The 25,379-nt window shown below is 35.6% G+C and carries 26 protein-coding genes; 9 read left to right on the forward strand and 17 right to left on the reverse strand.

All coding sequences use genetic code 11. The features are described from left to right. Window positions 1-60: 60 nt before the first annotated feature. The 4 genes from GYX25_RS06725 to rpsU all read right to left on the reverse strand — a co-directional run bounded on the left by GYX25_RS06725 (window position 61) and on the right by rpsU (window position 5,158). Complete coding sequence (locus tag GYX25_RS06725; protein ID WP_091346548.1) at window positions 61-1,032, reverse strand: bile acid:sodium symporter family protein; 972 nt, start codon at window positions 1,030-1,032, stop codon at window positions 61-63. Between the two features lie 63 nt (window positions 1,033-1,095). Continuing rightward, the gene (gene rpoD, locus GYX25_RS06730) at window positions 1,096-2,937 is read right to left on the reverse strand and encodes an RNA polymerase sigma factor RpoD (protein WP_091346550.1); all 1,842 of its coding nucleotides are present in this window, start codon (window positions 2,935-2,937) and stop codon (window positions 1,096-1,098) included. An 81-nt stretch (window positions 2,938-3,018) separates the two neighbouring features. Further along, window positions 3,019-4,800 carry a DNA primase gene (gene dnaG / locus GYX25_RS06735; protein ID WP_091346551.1) on the reverse strand — a complete coding sequence of 594 codons (1,782 nt, stop codon included), beginning with the start codon at window positions 4,798-4,800 and terminating at the stop codon, window positions 3,019-3,021. 142 nt (window positions 4,801-4,942) lie between these two features. Continuing rightward, window positions 4,943-5,158, reverse strand: coding sequence for a 30S ribosomal protein S21 (rpsU, locus tag GYX25_RS06740; RefSeq protein ID WP_091346553.1), 216 nt, complete (start codon window positions 5,156-5,158; stop codon window positions 4,943-4,945). 184 nt (window positions 5,159-5,342) lie between these two features. Here rpsU and hemB point away from each other — a divergent pair, with 184 nt between their 5' ends. The 3 genes from hemB to GYX25_RS06755 all read left to right on the forward strand — a co-directional run bounded on the left by hemB (window position 5,343) and on the right by GYX25_RS06755 (window position 8,307). After that, window positions 5,343-6,353 carry a porphobilinogen synthase gene (hemB, locus tag GYX25_RS06745; protein ID WP_091346555.1) on the forward strand — a complete coding sequence of 337 codons (1,011 nt, stop codon included), beginning with the start codon at window positions 5,343-5,345 and terminating at the stop codon, window positions 6,351-6,353. A gap of 301 nt (window positions 6,354-6,654) precedes the next feature. Next, the gene (locus tag GYX25_RS06750) at window positions 6,655-7,425 is read left to right on the forward strand and encodes a transposase (RefSeq protein ID WP_091346557.1); all 771 of its coding nucleotides are present in this window, start codon (window positions 6,655-6,657) and stop codon (window positions 7,423-7,425) included. A gap of 63 nt (window positions 7,426-7,488) precedes the next feature. Next, complete coding sequence (locus tag GYX25_RS06755; protein WP_141683314.1) at window positions 7,489-8,307, forward strand: hypothetical protein; 819 nt, start codon at window positions 7,489-7,491, stop codon at window positions 8,305-8,307. Window positions 8,308-8,339: 32 nt separating this feature from the next. Here the strand turns inward: GYX25_RS06755 and nudC are convergent, their stop codons facing one another. The 6 genes from nudC to epmB form a co-directional block, all read right to left on the reverse strand. Then, complete coding sequence (gene nudC, locus GYX25_RS06760) at window positions 8,340-9,143, reverse strand: NAD(+) diphosphatase (RefSeq protein ID WP_091346561.1); 804 nt, start codon at window positions 9,141-9,143, stop codon at window positions 8,340-8,342. 52 nt (window positions 9,144-9,195) lie between these two features. Beyond that, window positions 9,196-10,824 (reverse strand): membrane protein insertase YidC, encoded by a 1,629-nt coding sequence (yidC, locus tag GYX25_RS06765; protein WP_091346563.1) that lies wholly within the window; start codon window positions 10,822-10,824, stop codon window positions 9,196-9,198. Then, entirely contained in the window at window positions 10,824-11,066 is a 243-nt protein-coding gene (yidD, locus tag GYX25_RS06770; protein WP_091346565.1) for a membrane protein insertion efficiency factor YidD, read from the reverse strand. The genes yidC and yidD overlap by 1 nt, the downstream gene beginning before the upstream one ends. Before the next feature lie 47 nt (window positions 11,067-11,113). Beyond that, entirely contained in the window at window positions 11,114-11,470 is a 357-nt protein-coding gene (gene rnpA / locus GYX25_RS06775; protein ID WP_174787007.1) for a ribonuclease P protein component, read from the reverse strand. An 11-nt stretch (window positions 11,471-11,481) separates the two neighbouring features. Continuing rightward, entirely contained in the window at window positions 11,482-11,622 is a 141-nt protein-coding gene (rpmH, locus tag GYX25_RS06780) for a 50S ribosomal protein L34 (RefSeq protein WP_025314679.1), read from the reverse strand. Between the two features lie 217 nt (window positions 11,623-11,839). Beyond that, window positions 11,840-12,871 (reverse strand): EF-P beta-lysylation protein EpmB, encoded by a 1,032-nt coding sequence (gene epmB / locus GYX25_RS06785; RefSeq protein ID WP_174787008.1) that lies wholly within the window; start codon window positions 12,869-12,871, stop codon window positions 11,840-11,842. Between the two features lie 34 nt (window positions 12,872-12,905). On the opposite strand from epmB, the gene efp reads away from it, so the two are divergent. Continuing rightward, the gene (gene efp / locus GYX25_RS06790; protein WP_091346571.1) at window positions 12,906-13,472 is read left to right on the forward strand and encodes an elongation factor P; all 567 of its coding nucleotides are present in this window, start codon (window positions 12,906-12,908) and stop codon (window positions 13,470-13,472) included. Window positions 13,473-13,664: 192 nt separating this feature from the next. Here efp and GYX25_RS06795 read toward each other — a convergent pair whose 3' ends face one another. Beyond that, the gene (locus GYX25_RS06795; protein WP_174787009.1) at window positions 13,665-15,023 is read right to left on the reverse strand and encodes a hypothetical protein; all 1,359 of its coding nucleotides are present in this window, start codon (window positions 15,021-15,023) and stop codon (window positions 13,665-13,667) included. 8 nt (window positions 15,024-15,031) lie between these two features. Here GYX25_RS06795 and GYX25_RS06800 point away from each other — a divergent pair, with 8 nt between their 5' ends. Further along, entirely contained in the window at window positions 15,032-15,226 is a 195-nt protein-coding gene (locus GYX25_RS06800; RefSeq protein WP_174787010.1) for a hypothetical protein, read from the forward strand. 786 nt (window positions 15,227-16,012) lie between these two features. Next, window positions 16,013-16,501: a hypothetical protein gene (locus tag GYX25_RS06805; protein ID WP_174787011.1), complete on the forward strand. Its 489-nt coding sequence runs from the start codon at window positions 16,013-16,015 to the stop codon at window positions 16,499-16,501. A 168-nt stretch (window positions 16,502-16,669) separates the two neighbouring features. On the opposite strand, the gene GYX25_RS06810 is transcribed toward GYX25_RS06805, so the two are convergent. Together GYX25_RS06810 and mazG are read right to left on the reverse strand one after the other, a co-directional pair. After that, on the reverse strand, window positions 16,670-17,110 hold the full coding sequence (locus GYX25_RS06810; protein WP_091346579.1) for a hypothetical protein: 441 nt from the start codon (window positions 17,108-17,110) through the stop codon (window positions 16,670-16,672). Next, window positions 17,103-17,906, reverse strand: coding sequence for a nucleoside triphosphate pyrophosphohydrolase (gene mazG / locus GYX25_RS06815; protein WP_202983833.1), 804 nt, complete (start codon window positions 17,904-17,906; stop codon window positions 17,103-17,105). Before mazG ends, GYX25_RS06810 begins: the two co-directional genes overlap by 8 nt. 225 nt (window positions 17,907-18,131) lie before the next feature. Here mazG and GYX25_RS06820 point away from each other — a divergent pair, with 225 nt between their 5' ends. Together GYX25_RS06820 and GYX25_RS06825 are read left to right on the forward strand one after the other, a co-directional pair. Beyond that, window positions 18,132-20,135, forward strand: a complete 2,004-nt coding sequence (locus tag GYX25_RS06820; protein ID WP_174787013.1) for an OPT family oligopeptide transporter — start codon at window positions 18,132-18,134, stop codon at window positions 20,133-20,135. 145 nt (window positions 20,136-20,280) lie between these two features. Next, window positions 20,281-22,203, forward strand: a complete 1,923-nt coding sequence (locus GYX25_RS06825; protein WP_174787014.1) for an ABC transporter ATP-binding protein — start codon at window positions 20,281-20,283, stop codon at window positions 22,201-22,203. A 68-nt stretch (window positions 22,204-22,271) separates the two neighbouring features. Here the strand turns inward: GYX25_RS06825 and GYX25_RS06830 are convergent, their stop codons facing one another. Continuing rightward, complete coding sequence (locus tag GYX25_RS06830; protein ID WP_174787015.1) at window positions 22,272-22,844, reverse strand: TetR/AcrR family transcriptional regulator; 573 nt, start codon at window positions 22,842-22,844, stop codon at window positions 22,272-22,274. A gap of 180 nt (window positions 22,845-23,024) precedes the next feature. On the opposite strand from GYX25_RS06830, the gene GYX25_RS06835 reads away from it, so the two are divergent. After that, window positions 23,025-23,576: an HPP family protein gene (locus tag GYX25_RS06835; RefSeq protein WP_174787016.1), complete on the forward strand. Its 552-nt coding sequence runs from the start codon at window positions 23,025-23,027 to the stop codon at window positions 23,574-23,576. 217 nt (window positions 23,577-23,793) lie between these two features. Here GYX25_RS06835 and nusG read toward each other — a convergent pair whose 3' ends face one another. The 3 genes from nusG to GYX25_RS06850 form a co-directional block, all read right to left on the reverse strand. Next, window positions 23,794-24,339 (reverse strand): transcription termination/antitermination protein NusG, encoded by a 546-nt coding sequence (gene nusG / locus GYX25_RS06840; RefSeq protein WP_091346588.1) that lies wholly within the window; start codon window positions 24,337-24,339, stop codon window positions 23,794-23,796. 1 nt (window position 24,340) lies between these two features. After that, window positions 24,341-24,742, reverse strand: a complete 402-nt coding sequence (gene secE, locus GYX25_RS06845; RefSeq protein ID WP_091346590.1) for a preprotein translocase subunit SecE — start codon at window positions 24,740-24,742, stop codon at window positions 24,341-24,343. Window positions 24,743-24,879: 137 nt separating this feature from the next. Further along, a partial coding sequence (locus tag GYX25_RS06850) for an EF-Tu C-terminal domain-related protein (RefSeq protein WP_255457048.1) occupies window positions 24,880-25,379 on the reverse strand: 500 nt, incomplete at its 5' end.

The raw sequence follows: 25,379 nt of genomic DNA on the forward strand, positions 1-25,379 counted from the left end.
CTCTGTTGTTAATAGCGTGCCTATTATCCTTGAGAATAGAGCAATGAGCAAAACAAATTTTTACATTTTTCGTTTTGCATAACGGGCTGCTAACACAGCACAAACCATTAATTGAACTTGATGAAAAATCATTAATGGTAAAATAATGACTCCCATTATTGATATTGGGAAGATAACACTAGCCATAGGAATACCGCTTGCTAAACTTTTTTTCGAACCACAAAACACGATAGTAATTTCATCTTCTTTGCTAAAGCCAAATAATCTTGAACCATAAGTTGTTATTAATAAAACAATAGTTAATAACATAATAGAGTACAAAACAATTTCTAGAAGTGATAACAAACTAATTTGAGACCAAATGCCGTTTGCAACGGCATCACTAAAGGCAACATATACAACTAATAGAATCGAAAGTCGATCGGTTTTAGAAATGACACTTTTATATTTATCAACCCATTTACCAATAAAGCGCCTAGATAAATGACCAAGCACAAATGGTAACATTAGCTTTAGCATAATAGATGTAATAGCGTCTAACATATTCATAGCACCAGAAGATTGGGTATTCATTAATAAACCTACTAAAACAGGAGAAATAAACACACCCAATAATGTTGATGCTGAGGCACTACAAATTGCAGCAGCCACATTGCCTTTGGCAATTGAAGTAAACGCTATCGCAGATTGAACTGTTGCAGGTAAAACACATAGATATACAAATCCTAAATAAAGTTCTTGAGATAAAAAAGAGGGTACAAGAAATTTCATCATCAAGCCTAATAGAGGAAAAATCACAAATGTCGTTGCAAAAATTAACAAATGTAATCTCCAATTTTTAATACCTAAAACAATGGATTGCAAGGACAGCTTAGCGCCATGCATAAAGAATAGCAGACCAATGGCAAAAGTAGTAAGGTGTTCAAAAATGATTTTAGCTTGTCCTTCACAAGGAAACAAACTTGCTGTAACCACAACACAAATAAGTACCAACAAAAATGGATCAATTTTAAAACGTTGCAGTATATTCATAGTGTTCGCGTCTTGAATTAAAAAAATCGCCACAAAAGTGGCGATATATTTAGATGTAAAAGTTTATTCCAAAAAGCTACGAAGCACATCGGAACGACTTGGGTGACGTAATTTCCGTAATGCTTTAGCTTCGATTTGACGAATACGTTCACGGGTTACATCAAATTGTTTACCGACTTCTTCTAACGTATGATCTGTATTCATATCAATACCAAATCGCATACGCAACACTTTTGCTTCTCTTGGTGTTAATCCAGATAAAATGTCACGCGTTGCACTACGTAAACTTTCAGAAGTTGCCGCATCTAACGGTTGTTCGAGAGCCGTATCTTCAATAAAGTCACCTAAATGAGAATCCTCATCATCGCCAACAGGTGTTTCCATTGAAATAGGCTCTTTAGCAATCTTAAGTACCTTACGAATTTTATCTTCTGGCATTTGCATACGTTCAGACAATTCTTCAGGCGTTGGTTCACGGCCAATTTCTTGTAACATTTGACGCGAAATACGATTTAACTTATTAATTGTTTCAATCATATGCACAGGAATTCGAATTGTTCTCGCTTGGTCAGCAATAGAGCGGGTAATGGCTTGCCTAATCCACCAAGTTGCATAGGTTGAAAATTTATAGCCACGGCGATATTCAAATTTATCAACCGCTTTCATTAAACCAATATTACCTTCTTGAATAAGATCTAAAAATTGTAATCCGCGGTTGGTATATTTTTTCGCAATAGAGATAACTAATCGTAAATTAGCCTCAACCATTTCTTTCTTAGCACGGCGAGCTTTAGCTTCACCAATAGACATGCGTCGATTAATATCTTTGATTTGCTCAATAGATAGATTGGTTTCGGTTTCTATTTGTTGTAACAAATTTACTTGAGCAGCAACTTGCTCATCAAAATCTTTTAAATTAACCGCAAATGCATTTTTAGAATTTAATGCTTTCTTATACCAATCCATGTTATTTTCGTTGCCGGTAAAATAAGTCATAAATTGTTTTTTCGGCATTTTGCATCGTTCAACACAAATTTTCATAATCGCACGTTCATGAGTTCTAACGCGCTCCATCATGCTTCTCATGTTATTGACAAGAATATCAAACTGCTTAGCAACTAAACGGAATTGTTTGAAGATTTCAGATAAATTCTCGATCTCTTTTTGTGCTTTTTTATGAGCTCGTCCATATTTTTTAATAGCAGCGGAAGTTTTATCATGTTGCTCTTTTAATTCAGCAAATTTAGCTTTTGCAACTTCAGGATCGATAGAAACGTCATCATCAGTTGAAGCATCACTTTCTTCATCCTCGTTTTCATCATCGCTATCATCAATTTCGATTTCGGCTTCACTAACCACTAAATCTTCAGGCAGTTCATCAGCAGCTTCTTCAGCATTTGGATCAACAAAACCTGTAATCAAATCAGATAAACGAACTTGCCCACTTTCGATTAAATTATATTGCTCTAAAAGATAAGTAATGGCTTCCGGATATTCTGATACTGAAGTTTGAACCTGATTAATGCCATCTTCAATACGTTTAGCGATATCGATTTCGCCTTCACGTGTTAACAGTTCAACCGCTCCCATTTCACGCATATACATACGAACTGGATCGGTTGTTCTACCAATTTCTGACTCAACATTAGATAATACTAATGCTGTTGCTGCTTCAACGGCTTCTTCATCGGGGACATTATCTGAAAGTAATAACTCATCAGTATCTGGGGCTTCTTCAAGAACTTGAATCCCCATATCATTAATCATTTGGATAATATCTTCAATCTGATCTGAATCAATAATCTCTTCAGGCAAGTGATCGTTGACATCTGCATAGGTCAGGTATCCTAGCTCCTTACCTCGGATGATCAGGAGTTTTAACTGTGACTGAGAATTTTGCTCCATAAAAGGTATCCACTTTAGTTATTTGGTCATCTATATTATATATGTAAAGTACTAGTTGGGTTCTACATATACCCTATATATTTAGTCTTTTTTTGATAAAACAAGTATTAAGGTCGCCAATTCTTTTTTCTCTGCAGTGCTTAAACCAGAGACTCTCTCTTTTGCGATCAGTTCATCTTGCCTTTGGGCGAGTATATTATCATATAACTCTTTTAAAGTATGTGAAAAAATTGAGTCTATTTCATCATCTTGATAATGGCAATCCCATGTAGACAAGCGACTTAACTGCTTATAAAAAGGCCTATCTATACACTCTGTTAATATTTGTGCTGTCGTTATATTAGGGTAACGTTGACATAATTCAAGTAATTCAATAAAAATATCAATACCTGCCATTTTAACCTGACGAATCACATTGATATCAGAAACCTGCGTAGCAAGATTAGGATATTGAAGTAATAAACCGATTAACACTCGCATCGTAGTTAATTTGATGCGTGATGCAGGAACGTTTTCATTTACTCTTTCATCGCCTTTAGAACGAATCGTACTCAATAATTGCTCTAGTTGAGAAACATCAAGTAAACCTAAATAATTGCCAAGTTGTTGTAATAAATTTAATCTAAATGCCTTTGCTTTAATTTGATCAAACAACGGTAAAGCTAATGAGCTCAATTTAGCTTTTCCTTCAGGTGTTTTTAAATCAACTTGTTTCAAAAGCTCATCAAATAAAAATTTTGATAAATTTGAAGCTTCACTTAAATAATTTTCAAAACCGTCTTTACCAATTTTACGAACAAGACTATCTGGATCTTCATCTTGCGGTAAAAAAGCAAAAGCAATTTTTTTGCCATCTATCAAGCAAGGCAAGAGAACATTAAGTGCTCGCCAAGCTGCACTTCTTCCAGCGTTATCACCGTCATAACAAAATATTACAGAATCTGTTGCCCTAAATAATAATTTAATATGTTCTTCTGATGTTGCCGTGCCTAACGCGGCAACAGCATAATCAATACCATATTGAGCTAAAGAAACAACATCCATATACCCTTCAACCACTACAAGTTGCTGAGGATTACGATTAATCTCTTGAGCCTCATAAAGGCCATACAACTGATATCCTTTATGAAAAATCGGTGTTTCAGGTGAATTTATATATTTAGCTGAATCATTAACAATGGTTCGCCCACCAAATGCAATCACATTACCTTGTCTATCGCGGATAGGAAACATAATCCGCCCGCGAAAACGATCATATCGATTACCGCTATCGTTGATCACTAACATGCCAGCTCGCTCATAAAGCACTGTTTCAGAATGACTTTTAACCACATTTTGTGATGTTAGCCGCCATTCATTAGGTGCAAAACCGATTTTATACCTGGCTATAATTTCAGCATTCAATCCTCGTTGTTCAAGGTATTTACGGGCTTCTGTCGATGTTGGTAATGTTAATTGTTGTTGATAAAAATTGGTGATTTTAGCCATTAATGCATATAGATCACGACGAACATTTCGAGATTCAATTTGTTTAGATTGATCGATTTGATTATTATCGCTGTCTATATAAGGAACTCGAATCCCCTGCATACTAGCTAATTCTTCAATTGCTTCAGGAAAAGACAAATGCTCATATTGCATTAAAAAATTCACTACTGAGCCAGATACTCCGCAGCCAAAGCAATAATAAATTTGTTTTTTTTCACTTAGCGAAAAAGAAGCGGTTTTTTCATCATGAAAAGGACAACAACCAAAGTAATTATTTCCTTTTTTTTTCATTTTTACGCGTTTGCCGATCACATCAAGAATATTTGTGCGAGCTATCAAATCTAAAGTAAAATCGCGAGGAATATGACCTTTCATTATGAATTTTAACCAATTTTGGCGTTATAGAAAGAAAACAAGCCGTATCAAAAATACGGCTTGTTAGAATTCTTTATATTAAAAATATAGCAAATTGATTTTAATATCAATTCAAGTTTTCAGTATAAATAATCTTAAAATATTAATATAGACGAGTGCGACGAGCGTTTTCTCTTTCTAATTTTTTAGCATGGCGTTTAACAGCGGCCGCTTTTGCGCGTTTACGAACAGTTGTTGGTTTTTCGTAAAATTCACGATTACGAACTTCAGCTAAAACTCCTGCTTTTTCACAAGAACGTTTAAAACGACGTAACGCTACATCGAAAGGTTCATTTTCACGTACTTTAATTACTGGCATGTGCCTCTCACCTCAAATTTGTTTAATATCACAAGGGATTAAAATTAGTGCGCAATTTTACCTCTAATTAATATATTTTGTAAAGTAAAAAATAGAATTATTGTAAGAGAGAAAATTAATTTGCTAATCAACATATAGCATCAGATAATAAATCATATCTATTAAGAATAAACAGGAGTTTTTCATGCCTTCATTAATTACTGGCCTATATCCAAATCGTCGCTTACGCCGTAATCGTGCCCATGATTTTAGTCGACGAATGGTTGCAGAGCATAACTTGACAGTCAATGACTTAATTTATCCAGTTTTTATTGTTGAAGGTAATAATATTACACAGCCGATTACCTCAATGCCAAACGTTAACCGAATGAGTATTGATGTATTATTAAAAGAAGCAGAACAAATCGCAAAATTAGGAATTCCTGTTCTTTCCTTATTTCCAGCTATTGAATCGGAAAAAAAATCATTACTTGCACAAGAGTCATATAATAAAAATGGCTTAGTACCAAAAGCTGTTCGAGCATTAAAAAAAGAATTTCCTGAGCTTGGCATACTTACAGATGTCGCACTTGACCCTTATACAACGCATGGGCAAGACGGTATTATTGACGAGCAAGGGTATGTGCAAAATGATATTTCTGTTGAAACACTGGTGAAGCAAGCTTTAATGCAAGCAGAAGCTGGAGTGGATATTATTGCGCCAAGCGATATGATGGATGGACGCATTGGAGCAATACGTCATGAACTAGAAAAACACGGTTTTGTTAACACCCAAATTATGGCTTATTCAGCCAAATATGCCTCTTGTTTTTACGGTCCTTTCCGTGATGCTGTCGGCTCTGCCAAAAATATTAAAGGTGGCAATAAAAAAACTTATCAGCTCGATCCCGCTAATAGCAATGAAGCATTACAAGAAATCTATCAAGATTTAAGCGAAGGTGCAGATATGGTCATGGTTAAACCAGGCATGCCTTATCTTGATATCGTGCAAAGAGTGAAAGAAACCTTTGCTGTTCCTACTTTTGCCTATCAAGTTTCTGGCGAGTATGCCATGTTAACAGCAGCAATTCAAAACGGTTGGTTAAATGAAAAGTCAGCCATTATGGAATCTTTACTTTGCTTTAAACGTGCTGGAGCCGATGGTGTTTTAACTTATTTTGCCAAACAAGTGGCTGAATGGTTACATCAACAATAACAAAGTTTATTTAAATAATGGAAAAGGCGCTTTTTATGTTAATAAGCTTCACCTAAATAAACGTGCGCCTAAGACTATAAGCAAAAAATAAGTAAGGAGGCAATTTAATTGCTATATAAACGTATTTAGCATTCATGCATTTACCCATTTTTATTAATTTCAAAAATTTAAAAATAGGTTAATATTAAAACAGTTTTAAGAATACGTTTTCCGTAAAACGTGTAGAATAGCATCAAGAAAGCCATATGTTTATAGTAAAGTGTTGATAACATTTGCTAGGATAAGTAATAAGAGAATAAAAATGATTTATGAACTTGTACCAAACGAATTACATGACGAATTAAAAGCATTTCATCATGTCCTAGAAAAAATAATATCACAACATGTAGACGTTTGTCCGTTTTGCAAAAATACAAAGTTTTATTCAATCCGTTCACAACCGACTAAAACATACCGCTGTAAAGACTGTCATAAATATTTTACCGTTTCAACCAATACTCCTTTCAATCGCCTTGCACCATTTAATTGGTTAGAAGTGATTTTCACTAGTCGTATAAAAAATATTAGTTATCCCAATATTGCTAAAAGTCTTGAAATTTCAATCGAAAAAGTAATGCGTCGAGAGCGTGCAATAATTAATTATCTTCAGATCCACTACCCTTCATTACAGAAGTGGTATACTCATCAAAAGCAAACTACATTAATTCCAACTTTAGCAGAACAATATAAAACCATAAAAGAAAAAGTAACCACTTTATTAAATGAGCAAAATCCAATTTGCATACATTGTGGTTCCAATGAAACAACCAAAGTCGGATCTCGAACTTGCTATCGCTGTAAACGCTGCCGACATAGTTTTAACACTTTAAGCAATACTCGTTTGAACCGCATGCCAAAACCTGAATTATGGTTACAATTTATTGAACTTCTGGTTTCTGGTGCTAATAACGTACAAATAGAAAAAACGCTCAATTTTCACAACGATACTATTCGTAAATGGCGTTACATTTGGTGCAACATGATGAAAGATTGGCATTGTGAAGCACTTGCCATTTGGTGTAGGCATAAATAACTACTTAGTTTAACGTTTTATTATTAATATTTTCAAACAATAGGATAAATAGGGATGAGCTTTATGAAAAAGAATAGTCTATTTTTATACATATGCGTTATTAGCAGTACATTATTAATTAGCGGTTGTGACGATAAAAAAAAACCGGATGAAAAAATATCAGAAAAATCATCTCAGCAGTTAGCAACAACTGTCATTAATAGTTATCTTTTTCATACTGAACCCGAGCTATTACCAAATAGCAAATTAATTAAACAACAAAAAATAACGGGAGCCTCATCAAATAAAGTCATTAACTATAACGCACAAGGTTATGTTGCTAATTATGATTTAGACGGACTGTATGGCGAAGTCAATTATGATACAGCTAAATACATTTATGGTAATAACCGAGAGCAATACGATATTATTTTTGATGCACAAAAAAATATTCTTGGAATGAAAAACAATGACGGTGATATTGTCGAAAATTCTGAGTTTGATGAACAAGGCCATTTAGTTGAAACAACTTTGTCCCATTTTGCAGAAAATAACGTCATTTTTAACAACAAAATTATTTATGAAAATGACCATGTAGAGCTTATTTTATATAATGCATATGTTCCAGTCGATGAGAAAACAAAATTCCCAATTTTAGCGCAAGAAAAAGAGATCATTTATAACGAAAACAACCAAATAGAAAAAACCATTCTCAAAACATACAAGTTAACATCAAATGGTGAGATCATCATTAATAATAAAAATGAACAAGAAGTCGAATTAACCGAAACCTGTACTTACACTAACTACAATGAAAATCAAGATTGGACCAAGGCTGTTTGTGTCAAAACAGGGGTTGAATCCGAAACGGTTGAGCTAACTCGTACGATTGAATATCAATAGACCTACGCCTATTGATACTTAAGTGAATATGGTTAATTTTCACCGAATTCATCATATTCACGACATAGAACAATCGTATCTTCAATTAAACGTCTTGCAATGGTGCCATACTCTGGGATTTTAGGTAACTGTGTATAATGGTACCAGTTTGCTTCAATAAGCTCGTTTTTATCTACCACTATGTCACCGCTATCATAATCAGCTAAATAAGCCATCATAAGCGAATTTGGAAAAGGCCAAGGTTGTGAGCCAACATAGCGAATATTTTTAATTTTAATCTTCGACTCTTCAAAGACTTCACGTTCAACTGCCGTTTCCATGGTTTCACCAATTTCAGTAAAACCAGCCAAAACAGTATATAAGTTATCTTGATTATGCCTAACGTGCTTAGCTAACAAAATTCTATTATTATGACGAATTGCCACAATAATCGATGGCGAAATTTGTGGATAATAACGCTCTTTACAATGGTCACACATACAGCACCATTCCGTGTTACTGAGATACATTTCATGCCCACAATATCCACAATATTTATGTGAGCGGTAAAACTCAGCAAGTTGCACAGCCCGACCAGCCATATTAAATAATGAGGGATCAGTGCTATTAAGTAATGGACGAATTGAACTCATCGCATTTTTTATTTCATGACAAATCAGCCAAGCTATTTGCCCATTCCATTCACCGATTGGCTGAGCAAGTTGGTTAGTAAAACCAAATTCTCTAGCACAACCAACAGGCACCTCGCCATTAGGCAACCATAACCGACCATTGGCACTAACAAACCAGTAGCCGGTTTCATTACCCGTTAAATTAAATTGTTGCTGTATATTCATACTATTAACACCCAAAATAAAAAAGGAGGATTTTACCCCTCCTTTATTTATACTATTTCTTTTTCTTCTCGTGAAGTCCCTTTTTTTCAAGTTCCCAGTAGATAATACGTTGCTGAGCAATTGTGAACAAGTTACTAACGATATAATATAAAACCAATCCCGATGGGAACCACAAGAAAAATACCGTAAAGATTAATGGCATATAAGTCATCAATTTTTGTTGTAACGGATCTGTGACTGGTGTTGGTGACATCTTCTGAATTAAGAACATGGTACCACCCATCAATAATGGCAGAATATAATATGGGTCTTGTGCTGACAAGTCATGAATCCAAAGAGCAAATGGAGCATGACGTAGTTCAACTGTATTGCCTAACATATAGAACAATGACAAGAAAATCGGCATTTGAATAATTAAAGGCAAACAGCCACCCAATGGATTCACTTTTTCTTGCTTATAAAGCGCCATTGTTTCCATGCTCATTTTTTGTCTATCATCACCATAACGCTCTTTCAAAGCCTGTAAGCGAGGTTGCAATAGCTTCATCTTAGCCATAGAACGATATTGGGCTCGCGTTAATGGGAACAAAAGGCCACGCACAATAAATGTAATAACAATAATTGAAAAGCCCCAATTACCAATAAAACTATGGATAAAATTCAACAAGTAAAATAACGGTTGAGACAAGAACCATAACCAACCATAATCAACAATTAAATCAAGATGATTAGCGGTTTCTTTCAATTGGCTTTGAACTTCTGGTCCTAACCATAGTTTTGCAGTAATAGACTGATTACCACCAGCTTGAATAACCGTTGGCTCACCTTTAAAGCCAATGGTTGCTTGTGAGTTTTTAGCGGTTGAGCGCGTATAAAACAAGTTATTTTGCTCCTGCGCTGGCACCCATGCCGATGCAAAATAGTGCTGCAACATCGCAACCCAACCTGTTTGCGTTTCAACGGTTAAAGCTTTATCTTTAACTTCATCAAAACTATATTTGCTATAATTAGTACTAGAACTAGAATAAGCAGTACCACGGAATGCACTTTGCCCTAACCCATTACCGCCTTCAGTTGGAATATCATCTGGTAATTTAACGGTTTGTTTTAATTGACCGTACATTGACACTTCAACTGGCGCACCACTTTGGTTATTAATATCATATTGAACATCAACAGCATAATTACCACGATGCAATACATAATATTTAGTATAAGTAACGCCGTTAACTTGATAAGTTAGTGGTACTCGCAATTCATCTTGCCCATCAGCTAAAACATATTCTGTTTGCGCGGTTTGATAGACAGGGCGTTTTGAGCCTTGAGTCGCATTATCAGGACCATCTTTACCGGTTAAACCGCTTTCAGCAATATAAACAAAATCAGGGCGTGATGTTAATAATTGAAAAGGTGTACCTGAGTGAAGTGTTTGCTCATATTTTAGCAATTGAGCAGCTTGCACATCACCACCATAGGTATTAATAGTGAGTGACAATACGTCAGATTTAACGGTAATTGTTTTACCTTGTGCTGAACCATCGGTTGAATCATCTTCACTGACTGATTGTGTCAACTGATTAGCGACGGGGGGTTTTGGCGCATGGTCTTCTTCCCACGCTTTCCAAATAAAAAAAGATAAAAAAAGTAAAACAATGACTAAAATATTACGTTGCGATCCCATTAGTGTTTTTCTCTATTGGTTTTAGTTTTGGGAGGAACAAAATCTTCTCCTCCTTCATGTAAAGGGTGACATTTTAATACACGTTTAGCTGTTAGCCAACCACCTTTTATTAACCCAAAGCGTCTTAGTGCAATTATTGCGTATTGCGAACATGTCGGCGTAAAGCGGCATTTAGGACCCAGTAAAGGACTAATAACACGCTGATATACACGAATCAAAAACACAAAAACATTAACTATCATATCCTTACATGCACAAACATGCAATTTGATAATCAATATAAATTTATTTAACCCTTTTGTTTGGCGATGATCCGTTGGCATAATTGATTAAGTGTCTCAACGATTTGTTGATTATCTAAGTCTACAACAGGCTGTTTAGCCATCAGAATAAAATCGATATTAGGAAACTGATGTTGATGATGCCGAAAATACTCTTTAGCCAGTCGTTTAATACGATTACGCTCATGAGCTCGTTTCACCTGCTTTTTAGCTATAGCAAACCCTAACCGAGGATGATCTAAGGTATTTCTTCGTGTAACTAAGGTAAGAAACGGGGAGCCAACTCGAATAGACTCTTGAAAGACATGATTAAAATCAAAGGGAGTTAACAAGCGCAACTCCCGAGGAAAAGTGAGCTTAATCACCCAACTTTAAATCAGCTAGCAACAGTTAAACGAACACGGCCTTTAGCACGACGGCGAGCAAGAACTTGACGACCGTTTTTAGTTGCCATACGAGCACGGAAACCGTGAGTTCTATTGCGTTTTAATACTGATGGTTGAAATGTGCGTTTCATGACGATTTATATCCAAATCTAATTTATCAACAAGTTGCAGAGTAAAACTCCACAGCATTAATTAAAGAGGTCGGAATTATAGTGCCTATTTTATTTTTCGTCAATGAGATTTTAACAGATAAATACGAATAAATTCGATTAGCTCTTTATTATGATACGACAAAACTAAATAAAGTAAACACATTACAAAACAACCACTTACAAAAACAAACTCAATTCACTTTTCAGTAAAAACAAGTACACGCTTACTTTTTTCGCCACCGATTTCGCGTGCCAACTTAGGCACTAAATAGCCAGATACTTGCTCGGCAAGTTGTTTCATAATAACTTTGGCAGACTCATCATCCACAAAAAAATGAGCTGCACCTTGTACTTTATCTAACAAATGAATGTAATAAGGTAAAATACCTACATCAAAAAGCCGATCACTTAACATCGCCAACACATCGGCATTATCATTAACGTTTTTCAACAAAACACTCTGATTAAGCATCGTCACACCATGTTGTTTCAATGACAAAACCGCCTGAGCGACATCATCATCAATCTCGTTTGGGTGATTAATGTGAGTAATCACTACACATTGCAACCGACTTTTAGCAAACAACTGACATAACGCAGGTGTAATGCGCGACGGAATTACCACCGCTAAACGGGTATGAATCCGCAACCGCTTAACGTGAGGGATTTTTTCTAATTCGTCGATCAAAAAAGCCATTTCATGATCTTTAGCCATTAACGGATCCCCTCCTGACAGAATAATCTCGTCAAGTTCAGGATGATTAGCAATATACTCAAGCGCCACAGCAAGATTCTGTTTACTGCCTTGATTATCATGATAAGGAAAATGCCGCCTAAAACAGTAACGGCAATTAATCGCACAGGCTGTCTTCGTAATTAATAACGCACGGTTATGGTATTTATGCAACAATCCCGGAATGACATTATCCTGCTCTTGCAAGGGATCGTGGCTATAGCCATCCACGTTTAGCATCTCGTCATCATGACAAAGCACTTGTAACAAAAGTGGATCTGATTTATCGCCCTTTTTCATCCGGCGAATAAACGCCATCGGCACTCGAAGAGGAAACTGCTTTCTTGCCTGCAGCATCAGGCTCGAAATCGCATCCGCATCCAACTCTAAATAAGAATATAGAACATTGATATCGGTCACAACATTGGCAAGATCAACAATCCATTTATCTTTATTATTTTGTGGTTCAATTTTTTGCTGTATAATGTGGTTCATTTTTTTGTAATTCAGAATTTTAGTTGGAGCTTTTATGGCATCTTATAGTACTAATGAGTTTAAAGCTGGTCTTAAAATAATGCAAGATGGCGAGCCGTGTGTCATTGTTGAAAATGAATTTTATAAACCGGGTAAAGGACAATCTATTAACCGGGTAAAAATTAAAAAATTACTTTCAGGCAAAACAGTCGACAAAACGTTCAAATCTGGCGAATCAGTTGAAGCGGCTGACGTTATTGACATGAATTTAACGTACCTTTATACCGACGGCGAGTTTTGGCACTTTATGAATAACGACACATTTGAACAACTATCGGCTGATGCCAAAGCAGTTGGTGACAATGCAAAATGGTTAGTTGATCAAGCGGAATGTATTTTAACATTATGGAATGGCCAACCGATTGCAGTTACACCACCGAATTTTGTTGAACTTGAAGTGATCGAAACCGATCCAGGTTTAAAAGGTGACACAGCAGGAACCGGCGGCAAACCAGCAACATTATCAACTGGAGCGGTTGTTCGTGTACCTTTATTTGTGCAAATTGGTGAAGTGCTTAAAGTGGATACTCGTTCAGGTGAATATGTATCACGCGTTAAATAAATAACGCACAGCGTAAGTTAGCATTTATCGTAAAAAAAGAGAGGTTTTTGGCCTCTCTTTTTTTGGCTACTTTTAGCAGTCCAAATACAGCAACTTCATCGGCTTAATGCCCTCCCTACAGATTTAGGGGCTACTTGCCTTAATAGTTTTCCCATTATTTTCGTCATATAAAAGTCCCCCTCATCGCAAGGATTAGTAATGGCTAGGGTAAACACAAACCCCACTAAGACCACCAGGGCCGCCAGGGGGGCGGGCATAGCAATCATTAGGGTGATAACTGGATCTCAACATAGTATTACTTATACTGCCTGAAGGAGAAATATATATCCGAGGCGAGTTGGTTCTATTATAAGTACAATATTTGCCGCTACTAAAGCCTACGCCGTAATGACTTACATTACCCCACTCATTAAATAAACCTCCTATACTACGATAAGAAACCAACCCGAACCTACTGGTGGTTCCTGCCAGTTCACTTGACATTGGAATCCTATATCCAAAAGCATCACACCAAGGTTTAATCTGATTATTACCACCGTAGTTTTCTCTTATATGTCCTCGGTGAACAAACCACCTCCCCAATACAAACCCATATTTGATTACCGCTCTACCACCACTATCTCTACCTACTAACTCAAATGTCGCAGGTAAATTTGGGCGGCCAATTGAGCTATAGCTAACAATATAATTTTGACTTCTTGCCTCTGGACCTGTTAGCGTTACACGCGTGACAACTTCTGAACCATTAGGCAGCCAGCTATCGTTTGCGGTTACCCTTGTCACTGTTGCTGTAATGCCCTCATGAGTGACAGGCGCCCAAGTGAGCTGACTTGCATCAATCCCAGCAATGTCTAAATCAAAATATAAACCATCCGCACCCGTTGTAGGAAAGTTACGATTGTAAGATGCAGGATCGGTAGACCGAGTAAGATGACCTTTTGTTGAGTCCCAAGTTGATGTATTGCCGTATTGTCCATTAAATATCAAATTCGGCCTTGCATAACAGATACGAGGCGATGGTGGTGGAGTGATATAATAGGTTGCCGAGCTACCACTGAATGTACTGCTATTAGGTACACCGTACTGTGTGGTTAAACTCCCCCCGCTACTATTTAACACCACTTTATAAGGGGCATGACAAAGACTTAAAACCGTACCACGTCCTACAGCTTGGTTGTTTTTATCGGTGATAGCAACCGATAAGCTACCTATTGCCGTAACGCCATTTGCTCCCTGCCCATCCCCATCATCATCACCCCAATAATGATAACTTGTCACTAAGTCATTTAAACTAACAGAATTGGTTGATGGTGGCACCATCATATGAATATCAGTAAAACTTTGACCTGCGACGGGTAATACAATGGGGTTGGTCGCACTTGAACCATTGGATGGCGTAAATGTTCGATTATCTGATAATGTAATACTGAGTAAATCAGCGGTTGTTGTCGCTTTGGTTCTGCCATTATCATACGTTAAATACGGTGCAGAGCCTTCAATTGCCCTTGAGGTATAAGCCGATAATGCCTGTGAATCAAACGAATACGGCAATAGCAACAATGGAGCAAAAAGCAACGATGACTTTGATAAGAAAGGTAAAAGCTTCGGCCTTGGCGATTTCGATAACTTCGGTGATAAAAATAAGAATTGAGTCTGATTTAGACTACGGTGAAATTGAAGTAGATTTAAGACATAGGTTTGGCATGCCAGATGCCAGATGCCAGATGCCGATTATGATAGCGCATAACGATTAACTTGTCAAGTGAATTTTTGTTTTATTTCGATTTTTTATAATTATTCGCTCAACTAATGAGCGTTCCCTTGCTTTAAAAGCGGTGAAATTATAACCTGTTGAATAATAATGCGCCAGTTTTTTTGTTAAAAATTTGTAAAGTTTTGTTAATAAGATGGGTTAAGCTTTTGTTGGCGTGTTTTGGGGAATAGTTTTGGTGGTGTTTTTTTGAATAAAAACTACTAAATAAAAAATCTAATAAAATCAATACCTTTTCTGACCGATTTTTGGGTGTTAAATGACTGCTATAGGGCATGCTATTTTCAGTTTTGCTGGTTTGTTAGTTTTCAGCACATTGTCAAAGTAGTATAAGCTGTTGATTTTCTTAAAAACAGCCAAATAAAAACTTCAATAAAATCAATACCTTTCCTGACCGATTTTTGGGTGGTAATTGAGTTGCTTTTAACAAAAAAAGAAACTCAATTATCACCTAATGCTATGTTTATTTGTATTATTCCGGCGTCAGAATGTGCCGACAACTGAAGTAGGTTCGCATATCAATCAGAGATATGTGGTTAGGCGTTATAAGATTTTGCATAAAAATAACATAACTTAGACATTATCACTGATATTATTTATCCCTTCCCCCAAAAAATCTCAAAATATTGGAAACCTTACCGCTCTTAGTAGATATTGAAAAAAAACAAAATATTTAGGCTATTATACGATTAAGTATAAAAATTATAGATTGATTATATTGAATATTCCTTACAAAATATAATCTATACAAAAGACAAAGGAGATGTCAGTGTTATTTTCAATTATAAGATCAGTTACTAGCGGGTGTTTGGTGCTTTTGTGGGCTATTTCTGTTTGTAGCTTTTTCTTCAAAAATTATTATATTGGACTCACATTTATCATTATTGGCGTTTTAGCTTACTATCTGGTATTTATTAAATACACAAATATTATTATTAATAAACATATTACAATTTTTAAAAGTGAGTTTAAGGATGAGTTTGTTCGTTCAAATTTTTATTGCGATAGAGCCTATGAAAATTTTATGTATTTTGATCGAATAAATAAACAAATCTGTTTTACAGATCAAGATACAAATAAAATTGTATCAAGGCTTAATTATGATGATTTATTATCTGCTAAATTTAGTTCTAATCCTTATGTTATCATGAAATTTAAATTAATAAACCAAGAAATTAAAGTTAAATTTGATTATTTTTCAAAAGATTATATTTCATTAAGAACAAGATTTTCTCGATTAACAACTATTTATGAATAATTAAGTTATTTAGACAGTAATAACGTTGCTTTTAGTGTGCCAAGTATTAGTATAGCCTCAAAGGCTCGAGGCTATCACACAACTAATTCAGCAATATTTTAGAGTTTGTTAATATTTATCTGCTTTCTTAGTTTTCTTGGTAAATAACTTTAAAAATAATTACTTTTATTATAAATAAACTATATGAGTGCCTTTTTCTGGTTGAAAGGTAGCTTTACCAAACTCATCTAGGAAATAGGCAATATGATCGGCTTTATCCCCCACTAGGCGCCCTTTGACCTTGTTCCATGTCATAAGGACTATCATGGCATCAGGTTCACAGCAAATTAACATGGGTTGTTCAAACTCTTCGTTCCAATAAAACTCGCCACCATATAATTTATGGGCGGTGAGTAATAAATAACATCCGTATTCTTGCGATATCATGTTGAGTTGTTCTTCTGATATGCTGAAGTTCTTTTCAGCCAGTTCACTGATGATCATTTCAACAACAGTGATGCTCTTTTCAGAGTAATCGAGCTGATTAATACTCCAAGTCGGGCTGTTTAAAATGGCATTTTGTGCCCAAGCTTCGATTTCTTGATACAATTCGTTTTTTTGTTCAGTCATTTTTATTCACTTCGCTATTGAGTTTAATCTGTTCTAATTGTTTAACACTTTGCCACGCGTCTTCCATTTGTTCAAGCGTTGCATCAATTAAAGACAAATTTTTTTGTTTAAGTATCGATTCTACTTGCTGAAATCGCCGAGTAAATTTTTTATTAGCTTGCTGTAAACAGAGTTCTGATTTAATCTTTAAATGCCTAGCTAAATTGACGGTAGCAAACAATAAATCCCCTAACTCTTCTTCAATTTTTTGTGGATCTTGTTTGTTTTGTTCAAGCTCTTGCTCAACTTCACCAATTTCCTCTTTTACCTTATCAAGCACAGGTTTTATATCATGCCAATCAAAACCAACCGAGGCGCAGCGTTTTTGAATTTTTTCAGCTTGCATTAAGGCGGGTATTGCTTGGGGAATATCATCAAGCAATGAGTATTGTGCTTTTTGATCGCGCTCTTTTTGTTTAAGTTGTTCCCAGTTAGGTTTTTCAACCTTATTTTCGGTAAAAATATGGGGATGACGATAAACTAACTTATCAGCAACCGCTAAACATACCTCATCTAAATCAAAGCTTCCCTGTTCTTGGGCTAAATCAGCATAAAAGACAATGTGAAATAGTAAATCACCCAGTTCTTTTTTTAGCTCATCCATATCTTGTTTATCAATGGCATCAAGTACTTCGTACGTTTCTTCTAATGTATATGATTTTAAAGATGCAAAAGTTTGAACTCTATCCCATTCACAACCATTAACAGGATCACGAAGTTGTTTGATAATAGCTTGTAAGCGCTGTAATCCGTTCAAAATATCCCCCCACAAATAAGTCATTGATCAGCGTCATTGTAAAGGTTTCATAACAAAACGGTTATTTTTTTAAAGGTTAATAGCAATATATTTTGATGTTATTGCTAATTATTTCACCAAAAATAATGATAAAAGCGACTAAAATGTAGCTATTTACGGAACCTCTAGCCGATAAAAGCGAATTAAGTATATAATACTCCCCTATTAAATTAACTTTATTGATATATGAATAATTTACGTGAACTTACTTTAAGGGGCACCATTCTTGGTGCTTTTATTACTGTCATTTTTACTGCATCAAATGTTTATCTTGGTTTAAAAGTGGGATTAACGTTTTCATCCGCAATCCCTGCTGCAGTAATTTCAATGGCAATATTGAAACTGTTTTCTGGATCAACTATTTTAGAAAATAATATGGTGCAAACTCAGGCATCGGCAGCAGGCACATTGTCTTCCATTATTTTTGTGCTTCCGGGTTTGTTAATGATTGGTTACTGGCAAAACTTTCCCTTTTGGCTAACCTTTGCAATATGTGCCGCTGGTGGAATGCTTGGGGTTTTATTTTCAATCCCATTACGACATGTCATGGTCGTTAAAAGCAATTTGCCTTATCCTGAGGGAGTGGCTGCTGCTGAAATTTTGAAGGCAGGATCTAAAACCGATAATAAAGAAACTAATGATGGTTTAAAGGATATTTTATTTGGTGGCGTGATTGCATCCACTGTTAGCCTTTTTACTAATGGTTTTCGTGCGTTATCTGAAAGTACTGCTTATTGGTTTACTGCTGGCAAATCCATTTTTCAACTTCCTATGGGATTTTCGTTAGCGCTACTAAGTGCAGGTTATTTGATTGGGATTATGTCTGGCATTGCTATTTTAATTGGAACCATTATTGGTTGGGTATTTGGCGTTCCAATTTTAAGTGCAATTACCGATTATGATACTAGTCTGCCTTTATCTAAAGTTGCAATGGGATTTTGGGCAAAAGATATACGCTTTATTGGAGCGGGAGTCATTGCTATTGCAGCGGTTTGGACACTACTGACATTAATCAAACCGATGATTGAAGGTTTAAAAATATCATTTAAAAGTATACGTTCAGATGTATCTGGCAATGATATTGCATCAACCGAGCGAGATTTATCACCTAAAGCTATTTTATTAATTATGGGTGGTATGTTAGTTATTTTATTAGTGACTTTTTATAGCTTCATTGCCGATAGTGGATTATCAGCAGGCATGGCTTGGACATTAGTTTTTTGCGCTGTATTATTTGCTTTTATTATGGGCTTTTTAGTGGCTGCCGCGTGTGGTTATATGGCTGGACTTGTTGGCTCATCAGCAAGCCCAATATCAGGAATAGCAATTGTTGCCGTAGTTGTCATTTCATTAATATTATTGGGCTTAGGCGAAGCGAATGGTATGCTGTCTTCTATTGAAGGTTCTAATTTTGCAACAGCACTTGCACTCTTTACTACCAGCGCTGTATTAGCAATAGCTTGTATTTCAAATGATAATCTACAAGACTTAAAAACAGGTTATTTAGTTAATGCTACCCCATGGAAGCAACAAGTGGCATTATTACTTGGCTGTATTGTTGGTGCCATTGTTATTGCGCCTATTTTAGAGATTTTATATAACGCTTACGGCTTTACTGGCGCTTTACCTCGTTCTGATATGGATGCAACTCAAGTTTTGGCAGCACCACAAGCAACACTGATGACAACAATTGCTAAAGGTATTTTTGCCCATCAACTTGACTGGACAATGATTTTAATAGGGCTTGCTTTAGGCGCTGTTATTATTATTATTGATTTAATTCTTGCCCAAAATAAATCTAATTTTCGCATACCAGCTCTTGCTGTTGGGTTAGGTATTTATTTACCGCCAAGCATTACAACACCAATTATTATTGGTACTTTTTTATCATGGATACTTAAACGTAATGCATACAAAAAAGCCCTAGCGCAAAATTTAGATCCACAAGAACAATACCAAAAAGTTGATCGTAAAGCGGCGCTAATTGCATCTGGCTTGATTGTTGGTGAGAGCTTAGTTGGCGTGTTGTTGGCTATTGTAATTGTGATTAGCATCACCAATGGCGGAAATGATGCTCCACTCGCAATACCGCTTGATTTAGGTATGTTACCTCAACTTTTAGGTCTCTTTGTTTTTGTTGGTATATGTACGTTCTTTATTCGTCGTGCTTTATCAGCAATTAAAAAATAGGCCTACGAATAATTAAATTTAAGCCCTTTTCGTTTCAACAAAGGGCTTTTTTGTTTAAATTGATTGTTTTATAACGTTCCTGATTTTAGATGATTAAAACAATTTTTATTAACCTACTTTATTTTGAATAATAGACATAAATATCATGATAGTTTTTGATTCAATCCAAGTGCGCCGAGGCGTTAACTTACTTTTAGATAATGCTTCAGCAACCATTAATCCTCAACAAAAAGTGGGATTAGTAGGTAAAAATGGTTGCGGAAAATCGACACTCTTTTCACTAATTAAAGGTGAAATTCAAGCAGATGCTGGCACATTAAGTATACCATCGCAATGGCAACTTGCTTGGGTCAATCAAGAAACACCCGCATTAGATATCCCTGCGATTGAATATGCTATTGATGGCGATCGTGAATATCGTCAATTAGAAAAGCAGTTAAATATTGCCAATGAGCAAAATAATGGTCAACAAATTGCGGTCATTCATGAAAAGCTTGATACCATAGATGCATGGACAATTCGTGCACGAGCTGCAACATTATTACATGGATTGGGGTTTTCTAATGAGCAATTAATGTTACCGGTTAAGTCCTATTCCGGTGGTTGGCGAATGCGATTGAACTTGGCACAAGCGTTAATGTGTCGTTCTGATTTATTATTGCTTGATGAACCAACCAATCACCTTGATTTAGATGCTGTCATTTGGCTTGAAAAATGGCTAAGCAACTATCAAGGAACTTTAATTTTAATTTCTCACGATCGTGATTTTTTAGATCCTTTAGTCAATAAAATTATTCATATTGAACAAAAAAGTTTATTTGAATACACTGGTAACTACTCCTCATTTGAGATTCAACGAGCTACAAAGTTAGCACAACAACAGTCTCTTTATGAAAGCCAACAACTCAAAGTTGCACACTTACAAAATTATATCGATCGCTTTAGAGCCAAAGCAACAAAAGCTAAACAGGCGCAAAGCCGTATAAAAATGTTAGAAAGAATGGAACTGATTGCACCAGCGCATGTTGATAATCCATTTCATTTTAATTTTAAGCCATCAGAATTCTTACCAAGCCCTTTGTTAATGATGGACAAAGTCGTAGCGGGTTACGATGATAAAATTATACTAGAAAAAATTAAGCTTAATTTAGTTCCGGGCTCGCGCATTGGCTTATTAGGGCGTAATGGTGCCGGGAAATCAACGCTTATTAAATTACTCGCCGGAGAACTTGCACCTAAAGAAGGACATATTAATCTCGCTAAAGGTGTTCAATTAGGCTATTTTGCTCAACATCAATTAGAATATCTACGCCCCGATGAGTCACCGCTTTGGCATTTAACGCAACTTGCCGAACCGAAAAATACAGAGCAAGAATTGCGTAATTATTTAGGTGGATTTGATTTTCAAGGCGATAAAGTCACCGAGCCAGTTAAAACTTTCTCAGGTGGTGAAAAGGCGCGACTTGTTTTAGCCTTAATTGTCTGGCAAAAACCGAATCTTCTTTTATTAGACGAGCCAACTAATCATTTAGACTTAGATATGCGACAAGCATTGACTGAAGCGCTAATTGATTTTGATGGTGCATTAGTTGTGGTGTCACATGATCGCCATTTACTACGTTCGACCACCGATGAATTCTATTTAGTCCATGATCATAAAGTTGAACCATTTGACGGCGATCTTGATGATTATCAAAAATGGTTAGCCGAAGCACAAAAAGATGATAACCAATCAAATGACGAAATAAATTCACCCAAAAAAGAAAATACAAGTAATATATCAGCTCAAGATCGTAAAGAGCAAAAACGTAAACAAGCTGAATTACGTGCACAAATGCAGCCAATAAAAAAACAGTTACAAAAAGAAGAACAGATGCTTGATAAATTAACCCATCAATTAAAGCAAATTGAAGAACAACTGTCTGATCCTGCAATCTATGATGCGAGCAAAAAAAACGAACTTACAACTTTGTTACTAGAGCAAAGCCAACTTAAAAATCAATTAGAAGAAACAGAACTACAATGGTTAGAATTACAACAACAGCTGGAATCGTTTAATTTAGATTAAATTGATCATTTCGATTAAGAGGCTTTAGGTAATTGGCTATCCATTGTCTATAAGCCAGCTATTTAAATTCATAGGTTATCCTCGCCAATGTTATCGACGATATCATAGATATACATTTTTGCCTGTTCAAAATCATATCCCTCAATACCAAAAACGGATGTGCAAGATATCATACCTTCAAGTATTAACATAATTAGGCAAGATGCTTGTTCACATGACTTTGTGCCTCCTAGACATTCAAAAATCCTATCTTGAATCCATTTTTTATGTTCACTAACAATAGCGCATATTTCTTCACTTTTATTGTTATATTCAGACTTAGCTCGTACAAACATGCAACCGCGGTAATTATCATTCTTAAACCATTTTATATGCCATGAAATAATTGCATTGATTTTGTCTTTTTTCTCAGAAAAAACAGCGATAACATCTGTAAGTGATTTTTTAAAAAAATCATTCCTCTTAAGTAACACTTTACTTACAAGCCCATTTTTGTCACCAAAATATTTATATAATGTTCTTTTTGATACACCTGCATTTTCTGCAATAAGCTCTAAACTAACAGGATGATAACCATATTCATTAAACAGCGATTCAGCCGCAGCAAGTATCATATCAACAATTTCAGGCTTCAATTTCATTTTTTATTATTTGTAATTGCTAGAATATTTTTGATTCTATCACAACAACTCTAATATAGTTAATTATAAATAATATTTGACCTTTATAGTTAATAAATATACATTAAGTAAACGATACAGTTTACTTAATAGACTTACTAGTTTTATTAAAACCCCACATTAACCAAACAGGAGAGATTTATGCTAGAAAAATTAAAAGGAGGAGAGGTGATGTCACCTAAACCTAACGCAGTAGCTATATTGAGAGGATTTATTGGGGGTGCTTTAGGGATTTTAACTTTGCTCGTAATCACTCAGTGGGGAGGTACATTAGCAATTATGGCTCCATTTGGTGCAACATGCGTCTTGTTATTTGCTGCACCTAAATCTCCATTAGCACAACCAAGAAGTGTTATAGTAGGGCATTTTATTTCGTCTTTTATAGGTGTGTTGTTCATTAATTTATTTAGTAATGGAATTATACCGATAGCATTAGCAGTTGGGACATCTATCGCATTGATGCAGTTACTACGTGTAGTTCACGCTCCAGCTGGTGCAAACCCTATTCTAATCATGATGTCTGGAATTACTAACTATTCATTCTTGATAACACCAGTACTTATAGGTTCAGTTTTATTAGTCATGGTTGCTTTAATAGTTAATAATATAGGAATCGAAGCACGTTGGCCTAACTATTGGTTGGGATATCACTTTGATATGGGTAAAAGAATAAAAAAATCTAAAAAAGAATAGATTGCCTGTATTATATTAATAATAAGTTAAATTATGATCCGATAGTGGTTTTATCTACCTTGGCGACTCACTTTAATTAAATATATTAGAAACAGAACTATTATTCCCAAATTCTCGAAAGGCATTATATTTATTTTATAAAAGAAAAACCACAAGATAGACTCTTGTGGTTTTGTAAAAGATACTGCTAATTCAGTGAAAAAACTATATCAAAAGATTAGCTTTTCTCCACTTGACTAAAATCAAGCTCTACAGGCGTTGAACGTCCAAAAATAGAAACGGATACTTTTAAGCGGCTTTTTTCGTAGTCAACTTCTTCAACAACGCCGTTAAAGTCAGCAAATGGACCTTCGTTAACACGAACAAGTTCACCTGGCTCAAACAAGGTTTTAGGACGCGGTTTATCACCAACTTGTTGCAAACGGTTCATGATAGCATCAACTTCGCGTTGGCTAATAGGTGCTGGTCTATCAGAAGTACCACCAATAAAACCCATTGTTCTTGGCACGCTTTTCACTAAATGCCAAGTTGCATCATTCATCATCATTTCAACTAATACATAACCAGGGAAAAATTTTCGTTCACTTTTACGACGTTGACCACTTTTCATTTCAACGACTTCTTCGGTTGGTACTAATACCTCACCGAATGCATCTTCCATATTATGTAATTTGATATATTCACGTAATGATTGTGCAACACGTCCTTCATAGCCGGAATAAGCCTGAATAACATACCACCGTTTTTGTTGTGATTCGCTCATATTAACGCCCTATTGATGTTAAATAAAAGATTATTGAACGGAATAAAGAATCCATTCCCCAAAGCGCTAAACCAACAATAACTGTGATAGCTGCAATAAGTAAAGTTGTCTGTGTTGTCTCTTTACGAGTTGGCCATACAACTTTTCTTAACTCTTTTCTAGATTCATTTAGAAATGATAAAAATAACTTTCCTTTGTTTGTTGTGACCGCAATAAACAGAGTTAATAGCGAAACAACAACAACTATAATAATCCGAACGATTGTATTAGGTTGATATATATCATTAGGTTGAGAAAAATAAAAATTTCCCCAAACAATAAACGCAATCAATACTAGAACTAAACCCCATTTCAATTTGTCTAGAATAGTATTTGTATTTTGACTCTCGTTACTTACTAGCATATAAAACCTATATTATGTTATTTATAATAATATCTATTTTCCAAAATGCTCTTTTAATAAAAACATTTTGCTAAACAGACTAGATAAGAAAGGGCATCGAATGATACCCTTTCTATTGCCGCTAAGGCTTAATTCAATTATTTAATAACTTTAGCAACCACACCAGCACCAACAGTACGACCACCTTCACGAATCGCAAAACGTAAGCCGTCTGCCATCGCGATTGGGTGAATTAATGATACTGTCATTTTGATGTTATCACCAGGCATTACCATTTCTACGCCTTCTGGTAATTCGATAGTACCAGTTACGTCAGTTGTACGGAAGTAGAACTGTGGACGGTAACCTTTGAAGAATGGAGTGTGACGACCACCTTCATCTTTACTTAAGATATACACTTCTGATTCGAAATCAGTATGTGGAGTGATTGAACCTGGTTTTGCAAGTACTTGACCACGTTCGATTTCTTCACGTTTTGTACCACGTAGTAATACACCAACGTTTTCACCCGCACGACCTTCGTCAAGCAATTTACGGAACATTTCAACACCAGTACAAGTTGTTTTAGCAGTTGGTTTGATACCAACGATTTCAACTTCTTCACCAACTTTGATTACACCGCGTTCAACACGACCAG

Source organism: Gilliamella sp. ESL0254, from assembly GCF_013344985.1.
In the GTDB taxonomy this organism is placed as follows: domain Bacteria; phylum Pseudomonadota; class Gammaproteobacteria; order Enterobacterales; family Orbaceae; genus Gilliamella; species Gilliamella bombicola.